Below are 15,990 nucleotides of genomic sequence, written 5' to 3'. Positions count from 1 at the left end.
TTTCCCAGATGAGCAAAACACCAGCAGATAACCATACACCAATGATGCGCCAGTACTTCGGCCTTAAATCACAGCATCCGAACCAACTGCTATTTTATCGCATGGGAGATTTTTACGAGCTTTTCTACGACGACGCTAAACGCGCGTCTCAGCTGCTTGATATTACACTTACCGCTCGCGGTCATTCTGGAGGCATGCCTATTCCCATGGCTGGCATTCCCTTCCATGCAGTAGAAAACTACATTGCACGCTTGGTTCGCATGGGCGAGTCCGTTGTGGTTGCTGAGCAAACTGGCGATCCAGCTACCAGTAAAGGTCCAGTCGAACGCCAAATCGCTCGCATCGTCACACCCGGCACCATCAGTGACGAAGCCTTTCTTGAAGAAAAGCGCGAGAACCTTTTACTATCACTTGCTCACCAATCCCGCAAAGGCTTGGATGTGTTTGGTTTTTCTTATCTAGACATGGCCAGTGGTCGTTTTTGCCTGTTTGAGGTCGATGGCCACGAAGCACTTTCGAGTGAGCTGCAGCGCTTGTCTCCAAGAGAAATACTTATCTCTGAAGATTTCCCTGCGCGCGCGACGCTTAAACTAGAAAAAGGCATTGCTGAACTTGGCCCTTGGCATTTTGATTATGAATCCAGCTATCGCCAACTTATTCAGCAATTCAACACCAAAGACTTATCCGGCTTTGGCTGTGAAGCATTAACGGCCGCCATCTCATCTGCTGGCGCATTACTGCAATATGCGAAAGACACACAGCGTTCAGCTTTGCCACACATTCAATCCATCATGGTTGAACACAAAGATGATTCGGTATTAATAGATGGCGCAACCAGACGCAACTTAGAAATCGATATCAACCTTACAGGCGGCACCAGCAACACAGTCGTGGAAGTTCTCGACAAATGCTCTACGCCAATGGGTAGCCGTTTGTTAAAACGCTGGTTACACACGCCAATTCGTGATTTGAACGAAATTCAGGCTCGTCAACAGGTTGTCGCTGAGTTAAAGAACAATCAAACTTACGACACTTTTGAAGCACCACTAAAAAAAGTCGGTGACTTGGAACGTATTTTATCTCGTGTTGCTTTACGCTCTGCTCGTCCTAGAGATTTATTACGCTTACGATTTGCCCTTGAAGCCGCGCCAGAGATCAACCAACTATTATCAAGCGCCACTTCTGAGCGACTACAAGAGCTCAATCAACGCATTATTGCGCAGCCAAATATCACTGAAACCTTGGCAAAAGCGCTAGTTGAAAATCCACCATCCGTGGTTCGTGATGGCGGCATTTTTGCTAAAGGTTACGATGAAGAATTAGATGAGCTGTTGGCGCTATCTACCAATGCCACCGATTTTCTTGCCGAGATGGAGCGCAGCGAAAAAGCTCGCACTGGAATCAGCTCATTAAAAGTCGGCTTTAATCGAGTTCATGGTTATTACATTGAGATCAGTCGCCTGCATTCCGATCAAGCACCGGTTGAATATATACGTCGCCAAACACTAAAAAATGCTGAACGTTTTATTACGCCAGAATTAAAAGCCTTTGAAGACAAAGCCCTCAGTGCAAAATCCAAATCACTTGCCCGTGAAAAAGAGCTTTATGAAAGTCTTCTAGATCAACTAAACGAGGCACTAAGCGAATTACAAACCACCAGCCAAGCCCTCGCACAGTTAGATGTACTGAACAACTTCGCCGAACGCGCTAACATACTTAATTTCAGCTGTCCGGAATTACACAATCGAGGCGGCATTCAGATTAGTGGCGGACGCCACCCGGTTGTCGAATCGGTTATTTCAGAACCCTTCGTGCCAAATGATCTCGACCTAAATGACAAGCGCTCACTGCTGATGATTACCGGTCCGAACATGGGTGGTAAATCCACTTATATGCGCCAAATCGCTCTCATCACTTTGTTAGCGCATACAGGTTGTTTTGTGCCTGCTGAATCTGCTTCCATTTCAGTAGTAGATCGAATTTTTACGCGTATGGGCTCATCAGATGACCTTGCTGGCGGTCGCTCAACCTTCATGGTGGAAATGACAGAAACAGCAAACATCCTAAACAACGCCAGTAAAAACAGCTTGGTTCTTATGGATGAAGTTGGACGTGGCACCAGTACTTTTGATGGCCTATCTTTGGCTTGGGCTGCTGTTGACTATTTAGCTAACAGGCTAAAATGCCACGTATTGTTTGCAACGCATTACTTTGAACTCACTACGCTAGCAGACCAGCTAGAAAATGCCGCCAACGTTCACTTAACAGCAACCGAGTACGAAGATGAAATCGTCTTCTTGCATAAGGTTCATGAAGGTCCAGCTAGCCAGTCGTATGGTTTACAAGTTGCGCAATTAGCAGGGGTTCCTCGTGATGTTATTGGGCACGCTAAGCAAAAGCTGAAAGAACTAGAAGTCGTAACAGGAATAGACCTTGATAGTCACTCTTTAGAGACTTCAACTATTTCAGCAACGTCAACAAAAGTAAAAACCAAAGAACATGCTATACAGGAGAGCAACAATGGCTACCAACCTCAGCAAGCAGATATGTTTGCTCAGGCGGAACAAAACGCCTTGAAAAATGCCCTTGAAGAACTGGATTTAGACAACATGACGCCATTAGAAGCAATAAGCGCCTTGTACCAACTTAAATCTCAGTTGTAATAGGTTCAGGACTGAGACTACTGTTGATATAAGCTAATAGCAGATAAATGTAGAATATTGTCGATTGTTGCTTGCCGCGAAATGGCCTATACCTCTAAAATAGTGCGCAATCATTTTTATAGCTTGTAAGGAGAAGTCGAATGGCTTTCATCGTTACCGATAACTGCATTCGCTGCAAATACACTGACTGTGTTGAAGTTTGTCCTGTGGACTGCTTCTACGAAGGCCCTAACTTTTTGGCGATCAACCCTGACGAGTGTATCGACTGCGCATTGTGTGAACCTGAATGTCCAGCTAATGCCATCTTCTCGGAAGATGAATTGCCTGAAGATCAAGAAGTATTCGTCGAATTGAACCGCGATCTGTCTTTGATCTGGCCAAACATTGCCGAGAAAAAAGACGCTCTTCCTGATGCTGCGCAATGGGATGGTGTTGAAGATAAATTAGAGCACTTAGAGCGTTAATTTAACTCAGCACTAAATCTAAAATCCAAGTATAAAAAAAGCGACTTTAAGTCGCTTTTTTTATAATTAACGTCAACACTAATCGACGAATGATAAATTTTAGGCAAAAAAAAAGGGCGCCTATTGGCAACCCTGCTTTTTGCTAACATCCTGTAAGCAACTCTTCCGATAAGTAAAACATCACTGTTTGCGTCTTCCTGAAGCTTCCAAACTGTCCTTATTACATGGCGTATCCATCAAACCACGTTTATTCCCTTGAACAATCCATTGCTCTTGAACATCCGAATTCAATCCTCAACACCATCAATGGCATATCATCAAGCACTCCATGTGCTCTTCATCCATGAACTCCGTTTGGATAAGACACAATTTACCAGCTAAAAAATATATATCAACCTTGCAAAAAACTGACATTTGAAAAATATTTACTTATAAATCAAATAGATAAGTAATAACCACAATAGAACATGACATTAAGCCACGTAACAAACGGGAAACACCTACAGACATGTAAGAAAAGGACTACACAGGATCAGGGTTTCTTTAAAATACACTTCATCAAACGGCAAGTAGAAATTCGTCGGCCCATCTGATCGCATCTAAATAGGTCTTTTTCAGATCCCCTAAATCTTGAGAATTCTTTATGGTATGGCCATTACCATAAAGCTCGACTAGATCAAGCGTATTACCCACTCTTCCAGATCGATGTACTATCGCATTAATAAATTCGCTGGGTAGAGGTAACTCACCAAGCACTTCGTCTAATTTCATACCAGTGCAGACATCGATCATAGACAACATTCCGGCTAAAAAATATTTGTCTTGATTATTATATCCTCGGCTTTGGGCAAACAACTCCGCATGTTTCGCGCGAATCATTATTTGCTCTAACAACACATGGCGATCGCCCACCATTTCAGACATTAACAATAAATTAGTTAATGATTTAAGTTTTTCTACACCTATAAGCATAATCGCCAAACGAACAGAATCTACAGAAGCGACTAAGCCTGTTATAGGAGAGTTTAAATAACGCAGTAGTTTATGAACCAGTCCAGCGTCTTGGCTAACTATCTGTTCCAATTCATCAATGCTTAAAACGGAGGTATTTAACAGCGAAGACATCAGTTGAAGCAGCGTCATGCTATTTACTTTGGACGCTTTACTAGACATTAACTCAGGCTTTTCAAAAAAGTATCCCTGGAAATACTCAACACCTAGCAAACGACAAAATTGATAGTCTTCCCACGTCTCCACTTTCTCAGCAATAACTTTGATACTGAAGCCTCTTAGCGCTTCAACTTGCTTATGAAAATCATCTCTACCTAACGCCTGAACATCTAATTTAATGTAATCAGCCAGCTCAATAAAAGGCGTGAGCTTACTATCAAATACAAAATTATCTAATGCGATGGAACAACCCTCTTTCACCCAACGGCGTAAAGATGACAGCAGAATGGCATCAAAGCCCGAGCCGGCAAGCACTTCAATGACGATATTTTCTTTGTTAATAGGCATGCCGCTAGAACTTAACAAGTAAGCGCGAGGAAAATTAATAAAGGCTTTACTGGTACCCACAAGGCTTTCCATACCGAGCTCAAAAAGACTGGCCGCAATCACCTGAGCTGTCGCACCTACCTCATCAATGACGTCTGCCTGTGCTGCGACAGTATTCTTGCGATAAAGAAGTTCATACCCCATTACAGCAAGGCGACTATCTACTATTGGTTGCCTTGCCAATGTAACGTTAGAGTGGGCTGACAGTATGTTTTCGGCCATATCGTTTCCGTTTCAATAAAAATATCAGTATCGATTCATACAGTGTCTCAATATTGCCTAAAAATTGCCATTGGGCATACGCAATAATCTTGGTAACATGGACGCATTAAATGTAGACAACTATATAAAACAAAATAAAGCAAAAAACCTGTGGGGAAAACAATGCCAGTATATCGCTCCAAAACAACTACATCGGGCCGTAATATGGCCGGAGCTCGTGCGCTATGGCGTGCAACCGGAATGACAGACGATGATTTTCAAAAGCCAATCATCGCCGTGGTCAACTCTTTCACTCAATTTGTACCAGGTCATGTTCATCTCAAAGACATGGGGCAACTGGTTGCTCGTGAAATTGAAGCCGCTGGCGGTGTAGCGAAGGAATTTAACACTATCGCTGTCGACGATGGTATCGCCATGGGTCATGACGGAATGCTTTACAGCCTTCCATCCCGTGATTTGATCGCAGACTCTGTTGAATACATGGTTAATGCTCATTGCGCCGATGCTATGGTGTGTATTTCAAACTGCGACAAAATCACACCTGGAATGTTAATGGCCGCTATGCGTATTAACATTCCGGTTATTTTTGTGTCTGGCGGCCCAATGGAAGCGGGTAAAACCAAGCTGTCTGAGAACAAGCTTGACCTAGTCGATGCTATGGTTATTGCTGCAGACCCAACGGCAACAGATGAAAAAGTCGCCGAATACGAACGTTCTGCCTGCCCTACATGTGGTTCTTGTTCTGGTATGTTTACAGCCAATTCCATGAACTGCTTAACCGAAGCACTTGGTCTAAGTTTACCGGGCAACGGCACGACACTAGCCACTCACTCAGATCGTCGCCGTTTGTTCCTAGATGCAGGTCGTCGCATTGTAGACATAACTAAACGTTTCTACGAAAACGATGAAGCAAACTGGGCACCACGCTCTATTGCAAGCTTCGAAGCCTTTGAAAATGCCATGACGCTAGACATCGCTATGGGTGGATCAACCAACACTATCTTGCACTTATTGGCGATTGCCCGTGAAGCTGGTGTTGAATTCACTATGGAAGACATCGACCGCTTGTCTCGTAAAGTGCCTCAGCTTTGTAAAGTAGCGCCGAACTCACCGAAGTACCACGTTGAAGATGTACACCGTGCAGGTGGTATCTTTGCTTTGCTAGGTGAGCTTGATCGCGCAGGCATTTTACACAACCAATGTCACACAGTGCACTCGAAAACCATGCTCGAAGCATTAGAGACATGGGATATTATGCGCTCACCGACTCCTGAAATTGTCGAGTTTTACAAAGCAGGACCTGCTGGCATCCCAACGCAGACAGCCTTCAGCCAATCTACTCGCTGGCCTTCTCTAGATGGTGATCGTGCAGAAGGTTGCATTCGTTCTATCGAAAATGCTTTTTCCCTCGAAGGCGGCTTAGCCGTACTTTATGGCAACATCGCTGCGGATGGCTGTGTTGTAAAAAGTGCCGGTGTAGACGAATCGATTCTTGTGTTTGAAGGCCGTGCTCACGTAACGGAATCTCAAGACGAAGCGGTTAAGAACATTCTTGATGATAAAGTAGAAGCCGGTGACATTGTCATCGTTCGCTACGAAGGCCCTAAAGGCGGCCCTGGGATGCAAGAAATGCTTTACCCAACGTCTTACATCAAATCAAAAGGCCTAGGTAAAGACTGCGCTCTATTAACAGATGGTCGTTTCTCTGGTGGTACATCAGGCCTATCTATCGGACACGTTTCACCTGAAGCGGCTGCCGGCGGCGCCATCGGTCTAGTTGAAAATGGTGACCGTATTTTGATCGACATTCCAAACCGTTCGATCAACGTATTGCTATCCGACGAAGAGTTGGCCCACCGTCGTGCCGCCATGGAAGCAAAAGGCGCAAACGCTTGGAAACCTGTTGAAGAGCGTCCTCGTAAAGTATCTCCAGCACTCAAAGTGTATGCACACTTTGCAACCAGTGCAGACAAAGGAGCGGTACGCGATATTAGTCAAATCGACTAATATCTAAAAAGTAATAAGCAAAAGGCCGCTTTGCCAAATATAGGCGTTGCGGCCTTTTTCATTCACAACCCAATAACTTACCACAGGAAAGACCATGCTCAGCTATCGCCATATTTATCATGCAGGCAACCACGCTGATATTTTAAAACATTTGACGGTCAGTCAAATATGTCGCCATTTCATAAAAAAAGACGCGCCCTTTTTCTATTTGGATACACACGCTGGCATTGGTCAATATTCCCTAAACTCTGAACAAGCGCAAAAGAACAAAGAATTTCACTCAGGTATCGCACGATTGTTAACTGAAGATAACCTTCCAGAGCCATTGGAAGATTTATTAGACATCGTCCGTGATATGAACCCAACGGATAAGTTGGAGTTTTACCCTGGCAGCCCAAAAATTGTCGATTATTACGTTCGCCAAAAAGACAAACTACACTTATGTGAGCTGCATCCAAACGATTACCCAATTTTAGCGGCGCTGTTTCCAAATAAGCGTAAAGCCAATGTTGTTAAAGACAATGGCTTCGCAGCAGTTAAAGCCATGTTACCACCACCGCAAAAGCGTGGATTCGTTCTAATGGACCCGCCTTATGAGGTGAAGAAAGACTACCAATACGTGGTTCAAGCATTGGAAGACGGTCACAAGCGCTTCCCTCAAGGCACTTATGCTATTTGGTATCCGGTATTAAATCGTCAGCAAGCTAACGAATTATTGAAATCGGTTAAAGCCACCAATATTCGCAATGTACTTTTGCTGGAACTTTGCATAAGAAATACAGAACAAGAGCGCGGCATGGCTGGAAGCGGTATGATTATCGTCAACCCACCTTGGACTCTAGAAAAAGAAGCCAAGGAATTTTTGCCGGTTCTGAGCAAACTGCTCGCAGAAGATAATGATGCGGATTACCAAGTCACTTGGATCACCCCAGAATAACCGAATTATAAAGGAGCGTGTCATGAACACCGCTTTCGAACTCGCGTTTAAGTACATGCCAACGCCTGCTTTTATAATAGAAAGCAGCTCTGGTAAACTATTATCGTGCAACCGCAACTTTGAAGTTTTATTTGAAAATTTTAATGCGACACCATCCGATACATGGGAATCCCTTTGTGAAGATGCTGTCTGCGCAGAAGATTGGCAAACACTCCAAAACAAAATTAAAACTGGCAATATTGAACGCTGCGAGAGCGTGATTCGTGTTGGTGACAAGCTCGTCAATATGCAACTGGAAATGCGCCATCTTGGCGAAACAGTGCTCGCTTGTGTTTACAATACAGATCACATGGATCTTTCTGCGGCTGAAAACACTCTGCTAAAATTCGCATTAACCGAATCATCTGCAGGGTTGTGGATCTGGGAAACAGGGTCAGATTTAGTCTCCTGTTCAAAATCCATTGCAACATTATTAAATTATCCACTCGATCAAACACCACGCTCAACATCGGAATGGCACGCCCTCGTTCATCCTGATGACGTGAAAAGACTGGCGACTGTAGTCAATGAGCACGTGGCTCTTAACCAAGATTATTATGAAGTGGAATACCGTATTTTGACTGGAGATCAGCACTATCTTTGGGTAAAAGAGCGCGGTCGAAGCTACACCAAAGGACCTGATGGTAGCATCAAAAAAATCATTGGTTTCATGGTCGATATTAGCCCCCAGAAAGCATTAGAAGAACATCTGCGCAACCAAGCTACTTTCGATGAACTAACAGGCTTGCTCACCCGTGGCGCCGCGCTGACACACTTCAAAAAACAATTGGGGTTGGCAAAGCGTCAATATACGCCGTTAACCATGGCGAAAATCAACCTTGATGCAAATGAACGCCTAAGCAAGCTCCCAATGGAAGCACGCAATATAGCCATTCAAACTTCCGCTCGCTATATTTATAAAAAAATCCGCGAGGCCGATGTATTGGCACGGGTAGAGCCTGACAAACTGCTGTTGTTACTACCTAATACCAGTGTAAAAGATGCCAAGACATTGTTAAAACATATCATCAACCCTACAGAAGATGAGAAGTCTGTCTTATTTGAAGGCAACTCAGATCCACTGGACTTCTGCGTTGGTATCGCCGCTTTTCCAGAAGATGGTGAAACGATAGAAGAATTGGCTCTTAGCGCAAATCAAGCGGTTGAAAATGGACAAGCTTCTTGTAAACAAATTGTGGTTAACTAAATCGAACGATCAAAAACAAAAACGCCGCATTGAAAAATGCGGCGTTTTTATTTTTACCAAATATTATTACCAGTATTACTCACCTTGCAGCGTTAATACCATCCGCCTCGCACCGCCATGATCTCGGTGCTCACCTAAATAAATACCTTGCCAAATCCCTAAGCACAAGCGCTTATCCCGAATCGGAATCGTCAAGGACGATCCCAACATGCTGGCTTTAATATGCGCAGGCATGTCATCACTGCCTTCGTAAATGTGTTCATAATAGGGTTGATCTTCCGGCACCATATGAGAAAAATGGCGCTCCATATCTCGGCGGACCGAAGGATCGGCATTCTCGTTGATCGTCAAAGACGCCGAAGTATGAAGCAATTGAACATGCAACAATCCTATCGACACAGGCGATAATTTAGACAAAGCCTCTTCTACCTGATCGGTAATCAAATGAAAGCCTCGACGCACCGCTGGCAATTGAACTTCAGCTTGCTGCCACATAACGAATTACTCTGCGCTGGTTCTTTGGTAAACAGAAAAACGGTAGTCGTATGGGTTTGGTCCTTCAGCGGCAAACGCTTCCTCACCTATTAGAGTAAACGAAGGCCAATCTACTTCTGGAAAAAACGCATCGCCTTTTACTTCAGCATCCACATGCGTAATGTATAAACGATCTGCGCGCTCAAGCGCTAATTGATAAATTTGTGCACCGCCAATCACCATGACTTCTTCTTGGCCATTGACCAAGCAAATATCTTCACCAAGGGAAATGGCATCTTCCAGCGTTGTTACCACATCAATCCCTTCTGCTTGATAAGCGGGGTCGCGACTAATAACAATATTACGACGTCCTGGTAGCGGCTTACCAATCGATTCAAAGGTCTTACGCCCCATGACAATGGGCTTACCGATCGTCGCTTGCTTGAAGTATTTAAGGTCATTTGGCAAATGCCAAGGCAAAGAGTTATTAATACCGATCGTTCGGTTCGTAGACATAGCGACAATAAGTGACAACATAAAACAACCTGCGTAAAAATCTTGGCTCTTCTTTACTCCGACAATCCAAGAGCAAAGGCTTCTGATATAATCAATGGCATTTATTATACCCATGACGAGCCAGATTGCATTTCTTAACCTGCGCAAGAAAGCGTCATCGGCAACACTGATAAGGCATTTTTTATGAAACAGTATTTGGATCTTTGCAACCGTATCGTCAATGAAGGTGAATGGGTCAATAACGAGCGTACTGGCAAACGCTGCCTAACCGTCATTAATGCCGACCTCACTTATGATGTAAGCAAAGGCGAATTTCCCCTCGTTACCACACGCAAAAGCTACTGGAAGTCTGCCATTGCTGAAATCATCGGCTACTTAAGAGGCTACGACAACGCAGCGGACTTTCGTGCACTCGGCACCAAAACTTGGGATGCCAATGCCAACGAAAACGACGTTTGGCTAAACAACCCTTATCGTAAAGGCGAAGATGATATGGGGCTTTGCTACGGCGCCATTGGCCGTAACTTCCCTAAGCCAGACGGCGGTCATATCGACCTATTAAAGCAAATTGTTGATGATCTAAGTCGTGGTGTGGATAACCGTGGGGAAATCCTCACATTTTATCACCCCGGCGCGTTTCACATGGCGTGTCTTCGCCCTTGCATGTACAGCCATCACTTTTCGTTGCTTGGTGATACGCTTTATTTAAACAGCACTCAGCGCAGCTGTGATGTGCCGCTCGGGCTAAACTTCAACATGGTTCAAGTATATGTATTACTTGCCATCGTTGCGCAAATCACTGGCAAAAAACCAGGTAAAGCCTTTCATAAAATAGTAAACGCTCACATCTATGAAGATCAGCTAGAATTAATGCGTGACGTACAACTAAAGCGCGAGCCTTACCCTCTGCCAACGTTAAAAATCAACCCAGAAATCAAGTCCCTAAAAGACATAGAAACTTGGGTCACCATGGACGACTTTGAAATCGAAGGCTATCAATTCCACGAGCCTATCGCCTATCCTTTCTCAGTGTAAGCAACTCTCGGTTCAAGAGACCTAAAAGCAAAACGGCGAACCATTTTGGATTCGCCGTTTTTATTGAAATGAACTTTGTGGATAGATTAATCCAACAAGAACTTTTCTATCAGAATCTCATCAATATATTTACCACGAACTTTAGCGTGCTTTTTCGCAGTTCCTACCACTTCAAAGCCTTGTTTTAAATATGTCGCTAAAGCGTTTGGATTATCCTCTCTGACGTAGGCAAATAACTTCTCATAACCTTTTGATCTCGCTAAGTTGAAAGTCGCTTCGAATAAACTCGATGCAACGCCTTGCCTTCTGCTGCTAGCATCAACGAAAGTGCCTATAATACCAACATGATCAAAAGCATGAGTATAGGCTGCAAACGGCTCGACATTTTGAAAGCCAACGACGTTTGAATTCTCTTCATTTAACGCCACATGAAACACACCACGTGTAGGAAAATTTTGAATAAATTGCTTCTCCTCTTCCTCTGAGAAAGTGGTATCAAGTACGGTAAAAAGACCTTCCTCGATAATGGGGTTCAAAATATTAATAATACCCTGTGCATCTTTAGTCTGTGCTTCTCTAACTAAAAGAGTCATCTCTTTCCTTAACGATTTTCTGGTATTCAATACAATTAATGTTTTTACCCTGCACTTCAGCAAAGTTTTCATGGATCTTGATTTCAACAAATCCGCTGTGTGTCAGTACTTTCTGCGAGGCAATATTATCCACAGAGACAAAAGCGATTAAGGTTTGTAGATTAAGCTCGTTAGCAAGTTGAATCATTTCTTTAACGGCACGTTTGGCTATGCCACGTCCAGTACAGTTCTCGCCCAACCGATAACCTAAATAAGCTTCCCTCAATACCAGATTAATATCGGTTAAATTGATACGGCCAGCAATCTCTCCATTGTCGTCAACAATAAGCATCGGCAACATGGCTTTTCTTTGATGTTGCGAAAGAAATTCTTCAATATGCTTTTTTACGCCATCGTCAGTGTAAAAACTAACTTCCCGCGGATTTATATGTGATTCAAACCAAACTCGATTCTTAGTTTCAAAACGCAACAAACACTCAGAATCCGATCGAGATAACAACCGAAGACTCGATTGTTGACCGCCAAGTTCCAAAGAGTGCACCACAGCCTTTTCCTTTATTCTTTTATAAAAAAGCAGCCAATTGGCTGCTTTCATTTGCTATTTATTGTTTGGGATATCGTTTTAACTTAAACCCTGCGACCATCAATCCAGCCCCAATGATCACCATAGGCAAAGACAAGAGCTGCCCTTCTGTCAGCCAACCAAAAGCAAGGTAACCAATCTGTATATCTGGCTCACGAACAAATTCTACTAGGATTCGGAAAATACCGTAGAAAAGTAGGAACATGCCGGAAACACAATAACGTGGCTTTGTTCTTTGCGAAAAGAACCACAAAATACAAAACAGAGCGACGCCTTCTAGGGCAAACTGATATAACTGTGAAGGATGACGAGCTAGTTGCAAAGGATCGTTAGGGAAGATCATAGCCCAAGGAACGTCTGTCGGCTTCCCCCATAATTCGCCGCCAATAAAGTTACCTAAACGGCCTGCTCCCAAGCCGATTGGTACAAACGGTGCCAGAAAGTCAGTCACATCCACAAGGTGTTTATTATAGCGACGAGCGAAGAAGAACATAGCGGTAATAACACCTAGCAATCCACCATGGAAGGACATACCGCCTTCCCATATACGCACAAGAATAAGTGGATTATCCACAAAAGCAGGAAACTGATAAAACAGAATATAACCAATCCGCCCACCTAAAATGACGCCAAGTGCACCATAAAATATCGCATCACTAACCATCTCTGGCGTCCAAAGCCCATTAGAGCGTTTGGCGCGATACATGCCGCACAGGTAAGCTCCGGCAAAACCGATTAAATACATAATACCGTACCAATGCACGGAAATTGGCCCTATTGAGATGGCGATAGGATCAATGTTTGGATATGAAATCATATTGAAAAAATCTCTGGTAGGTATTATTCCACGTTTGTGGTTTTAGATGGTCGAATCAAACGCTCGATATTGGCTTCGCGCATAAGTCGTGTCATGGTCTGTGTGACCGCTTCGGCATGAGATAGTTTCATCACTTCATTAAGCATGGCTTGGGCCTGTTCCATCGAAATGTTTCGAATCACTGCTTTCACCTTAGGAAGGCTAGTCGAACTCATCGATAAAACGTCGTATCCCATGGCCATCAATAAAATAGCCCCCATCGGATCGCCAGCCATTTCACCACACACACTTAAACCGACACCTTCATCTTGAACTTGTTCAACTATGCTGATCAGAGCACGAAGAACAGATGGATGAAATGAATTATATAAATCGGCAACTCGAGGGTTATTACGATCAACGGCTAATAAGTATTGAGTTAAATCATTACTACCGACAGAAAGAAAATCGACCATCCCTGCCAGTTCTTTTGCTTGATATACCGCTGCAGGAATTTCAATCATCACACCAACTCTCGGCATTTTGACATCGTATCCTTCTTCTTTCACTTCCGCATAAGCCCGACGAATAAGCGCTAACGCCTCCTCAACTTCTGCGACATTGGAAATCATCGGTAACATAATTTTTAGATTATGCAGGCCGGCACTGGCTTTTATCATGGCACGAATTTGCGCCATAAAAATTTCCAAGTGGTCTAAAGTTACTCGGATACCGCGCCACCCCAAGAATGGGTTCGCTTCGTTTATTGGAAAATAAGGCAGCGCTTTATCACCACCGATGTCTAAAGTACGAACCGTTACTGGTGCTGGAGCAAAACCCTCTAGTTGCTGGCGATAAATAATCACCTGCTCAGCTTCTGTCGGAAAACGATCTCGCACCATGAAAGGCACTTCAGTACGATATAGACCAATACCTTCCGCACCTCGATCTAAAGAGCGGGCAATGTCAGCGGATAAACCTGTATTCACATACAAAGAAAGGCGATGGTTATCAAGCGTTTCACAGGGTAAATCTTTAAGTGTTTCGTACTCTTCTTCTAGTAGCCGCTCTTCATCAACAATTTGCTGGTAATTTTCTATTAATGCTTCAGAAGGGTGGGTGTAGATTTTACCAAGATAGCCATCAACAATAAGATCCACTTTATCTAGCTGGGCATAAGGTAAATCCAACGCCCCCATGACAGTAGGAATCCCCATTGCACGAGCTAATATCGCCACATGGGAGTTACCAGAACCCATGACAGAAACGAGACCTTTGATCTTGTCAATTGGGATTTCACCCAACATAGATGCGGTCAGTTCTTCACCGATAATAATAGACGGCTCGCTGAAACGCTCTGCAACATTCGGGGCTTTTTCCTGCAAGTGAGATAAAATTCGTCGCCCAAGGTCGCGTAAGTCAGACGCACGCTCACGAAGGTATGGATCATCCATGCGGTTAAACTGCTGGATATGTGTTTGAATAACTTGTCTTAATGCACCCTGAGCCCAATTACCGTCTTTGATTTTTCGAACAACCTCTCCGGCAATGGAGTTGTCATCGAGAATTTTCAAATAAACATCGAAAAGCGCTTTTTCATCCGCTGAAAGGTGCTGACTAATTCGGTTACTGGCGCGACGAATATCTTGACGAACAGCATCTAAAGCCTGGTAAAAATCTTGGATTTCTTCTTCAAAATCTGTAGTGCTGCGGTCTGGAATCACATCCAAATCAGCAGGAGGAAACACCACGACACCGCGACCAATGGCCACACCTGAACTACCAGGAATACCTTTGTAACGGAAATCAGATCCACTGGGAATAACATTAGGGTTGATACTGGTAATCGCACCAGTGGCTTCAGCGTGGGCAATAACCCCCGCTAATTGGGCAGATAAAGTAATAAGAAAGGCTTCTTCACCCTCATCGAATCGGCGCTTGTCTTCATGCTGAACGACCAACACGCCTAAAACTTGTCGATGATGAATAATAGGAACCCCTAGAAAAGAACGATACCTTTCTTCTCCAGACCCCTTTAAATAATGAAAAGACGGGTGAATATGAGCGTCTTCAAGGTTAACAGGTTCAGCCCTACGGCCCACCAAGCTCACCAAGCCTTCATCCGCTTGTAGACTAACATTACCCGCAACGTCCGCATTCAAACCACGAGTTGCCATCAAGATATATTCTTTAGTATTTTTGTCTACTAAATAAATAGAACACACTTCTGCTCGCATAGCTCTGCGTACACGCCGGACAATAATATCCAGTGCCGCAGACAAAGACTGCGCGGCGGTCACTTCCTGGGTAATTCGTCTTAACAAACTTAGCATAGCTCTCCCATCAATCTATATTACCTCCAGCATCAAGCCAGCAAGTTTATCACTTTTCTAGTCGACGATGTGCGCAGGGGATCAGCTCTTTCAGCGCTCGGCGGTAAACATCTTTTTTAAATGCCACAACTTGGCCAAGTGGGTACCAATAACTTACCCAACGCCAACCATCAAATTCAGGCGTTTCAGTTCCATCCACGCACACAGATGCATCAGGGCAACGAATAGAAAGAAGAAACCATTTCTGTTTTTGTCCAATACATAAAGGCTTACTATTGTGTCTTAGCATGCGTTTAGGAAGACGATAGCGCAGCCAACCTCGGGTTTTCCCTACGATTTCCACCTGATGTGGGTCTAACCCCACTTCTTCTTTTAACTCTCGATATAAAGCTTCTTCAGGTGTTTCATCAGGTTTAATCCCCCCTTGCGGAAACTGCCAAGCATTCTGCCCAACACGTCTCGCCCAAAGGAGCTGGCCACGCTCGTTCATCAGTATGATGCCCACATTCGGTCTGTATCCGTCTGCATCAATCACGAGCTATCACCTTTTAATATAAAAATAAA

At 44.0% G+C, this 15,990-nt stretch carries 14 protein-coding genes; 6 read left to right on the top strand and 8 right to left on the bottom strand.

Going from position 1 to position 15,990, the window contains the following annotated elements; all coding sequences use genetic code 11:
- Nucleotides 1–8: 8 nt before the first annotated feature.
- Nucleotides 9–2,663 (top strand): DNA mismatch repair protein MutS, encoded by a 2,655-nt coding sequence (mutS, locus tag AC2A4J_RS18105; protein ID WP_484177015.1) that lies wholly within the window; start codon nt 9–11, stop codon nt 2,661–2,663.
- 140 nt (nt 2,664–2,803) lie between these two features.
- Nucleotides 2,804–3,127 (top strand): ferredoxin FdxA, encoded by a 324-nt coding sequence (gene fdxA, locus AC2A4J_RS18100; protein WP_012071401.1) that lies wholly within the window; start codon nt 2,804–2,806, stop codon nt 3,125–3,127.
- Between the two features lie 558 nt (nt 3,128–3,685).
- Here the strand turns inward: fdxA and AC2A4J_RS18095 are convergent.
- Complete coding sequence (locus AC2A4J_RS18095; protein ID WP_484177014.1) at nt 3,686–4,906, bottom strand: EAL and HDOD domain-containing protein; 1,221 nt, start codon at nt 4,904–4,906, stop codon at nt 3,686–3,688.
- 162 nt (nt 4,907–5,068) lie between these two features.
- Here AC2A4J_RS18095 and ilvD point away from each other — a divergent pair, with 162 nt between their 5' ends.
- From ilvD to AC2A4J_RS18080, 3 genes are all read left to right on the top strand, one after another.
- Nucleotides 5,069–6,913 carry a dihydroxy-acid dehydratase gene (gene ilvD, locus AC2A4J_RS18090; RefSeq protein WP_205115793.1) on the top strand — a complete coding sequence of 615 codons (1,845 nt, stop codon included), beginning with the start codon at nt 5,069–5,071 and terminating at the stop codon, nt 6,911–6,913.
- Nucleotides 6,914–7,007: 94 nt separating this feature from the next.
- On the top strand, nt 7,008–7,850 hold the full coding sequence (locus AC2A4J_RS18085) for a 23S rRNA (adenine(2030)-N(6))-methyltransferase RlmJ (RefSeq protein WP_255828022.1): 843 nt from the start codon (nt 7,008–7,010) through the stop codon (nt 7,848–7,850).
- A 22-nt stretch (nt 7,851–7,872) separates the two neighbouring features.
- Complete coding sequence (locus AC2A4J_RS18080) at nt 7,873–9,096, top strand: sensor domain-containing diguanylate cyclase (RefSeq protein ID WP_255828021.1); 1,224 nt, start codon at nt 7,873–7,875, stop codon at nt 9,094–9,096.
- A 75-nt stretch (nt 9,097–9,171) separates the two neighbouring features.
- Here AC2A4J_RS18080 and AC2A4J_RS18075 read toward each other — a convergent pair whose 3' ends face one another.
- Together AC2A4J_RS18075 and folA are read right to left on the bottom strand one after the other, a co-directional pair.
- A complete protein-coding gene (locus AC2A4J_RS18075; RefSeq protein WP_255828020.1) occupies nt 9,172–9,591 on the bottom strand; it encodes a secondary thiamine-phosphate synthase enzyme YjbQ in 420 nt (139 codons plus the stop codon).
- A 6-nt stretch (nt 9,592–9,597) separates the two neighbouring features.
- Nucleotides 9,598–10,107, bottom strand: coding sequence for a type 3 dihydrofolate reductase (gene folA / locus AC2A4J_RS18070; protein WP_484177013.1), 510 nt, complete (start codon nt 10,105–10,107; stop codon nt 9,598–9,600).
- A gap of 162 nt (nt 10,108–10,269) precedes the next feature.
- Here folA and AC2A4J_RS18065 point away from each other — a divergent pair, with 162 nt between their 5' ends.
- On the top strand, nt 10,270–11,121 hold the full coding sequence (locus tag AC2A4J_RS18065) for a thymidylate synthase (RefSeq protein ID WP_484177012.1): 852 nt from the start codon (nt 10,270–10,272) through the stop codon (nt 11,119–11,121).
- An 86-nt stretch (nt 11,122–11,207) separates the two neighbouring features.
- Here the strand turns inward: AC2A4J_RS18065 and AC2A4J_RS18060 are convergent, their stop codons facing one another.
- Genes AC2A4J_RS18060 through AC2A4J_RS18040 form a run of 5 tightly spaced genes read right to left on the bottom strand, consistent with a single transcriptional unit; the run spans nt 11,208 to nt 15,961 of the window.
- On the bottom strand, nt 11,208–11,714 hold the full coding sequence (locus AC2A4J_RS18060; RefSeq protein WP_484177011.1) for an N-acetyltransferase family protein: 507 nt from the start codon (nt 11,712–11,714) through the stop codon (nt 11,208–11,210).
- Nucleotides 11,698–12,309, bottom strand: a complete 612-nt coding sequence (locus tag AC2A4J_RS18055; RefSeq protein ID WP_484177010.1) for a GNAT family N-acetyltransferase — start codon at nt 12,307–12,309, stop codon at nt 11,698–11,700. The genes AC2A4J_RS18060 and AC2A4J_RS18055 overlap by 17 nt, the downstream gene beginning before the upstream one ends.
- A 7-nt stretch (nt 12,310–12,316) precedes the next feature.
- Nucleotides 12,317–13,114, bottom strand: a complete 798-nt coding sequence (gene lgt, locus AC2A4J_RS18050; RefSeq protein ID WP_484177009.1) for a prolipoprotein diacylglyceryl transferase — start codon at nt 13,112–13,114, stop codon at nt 12,317–12,319.
- Between the two features lie 23 nt (nt 13,115–13,137).
- Nucleotides 13,138–15,426 (bottom strand): phosphoenolpyruvate--protein phosphotransferase, encoded by a 2,289-nt coding sequence (ptsP, locus tag AC2A4J_RS18045; protein WP_484177008.1) that lies wholly within the window; start codon nt 15,424–15,426, stop codon nt 13,138–13,140.
- 49 nt (nt 15,427–15,475) lie between these two features.
- Nucleotides 15,476–15,961, bottom strand: coding sequence for an RNA pyrophosphohydrolase (locus AC2A4J_RS18040; RefSeq protein WP_255828013.1), 486 nt, complete (start codon nt 15,959–15,961; stop codon nt 15,476–15,478).
- Nucleotides 15,962–15,990 lie beyond the last annotated feature (29 nt).

The organism is Marinomonas sp. ATLA20 (genome assembly GCF_057180105.1).
This window is presented reverse-complemented; position numbering and strand designations above follow the sequence as displayed.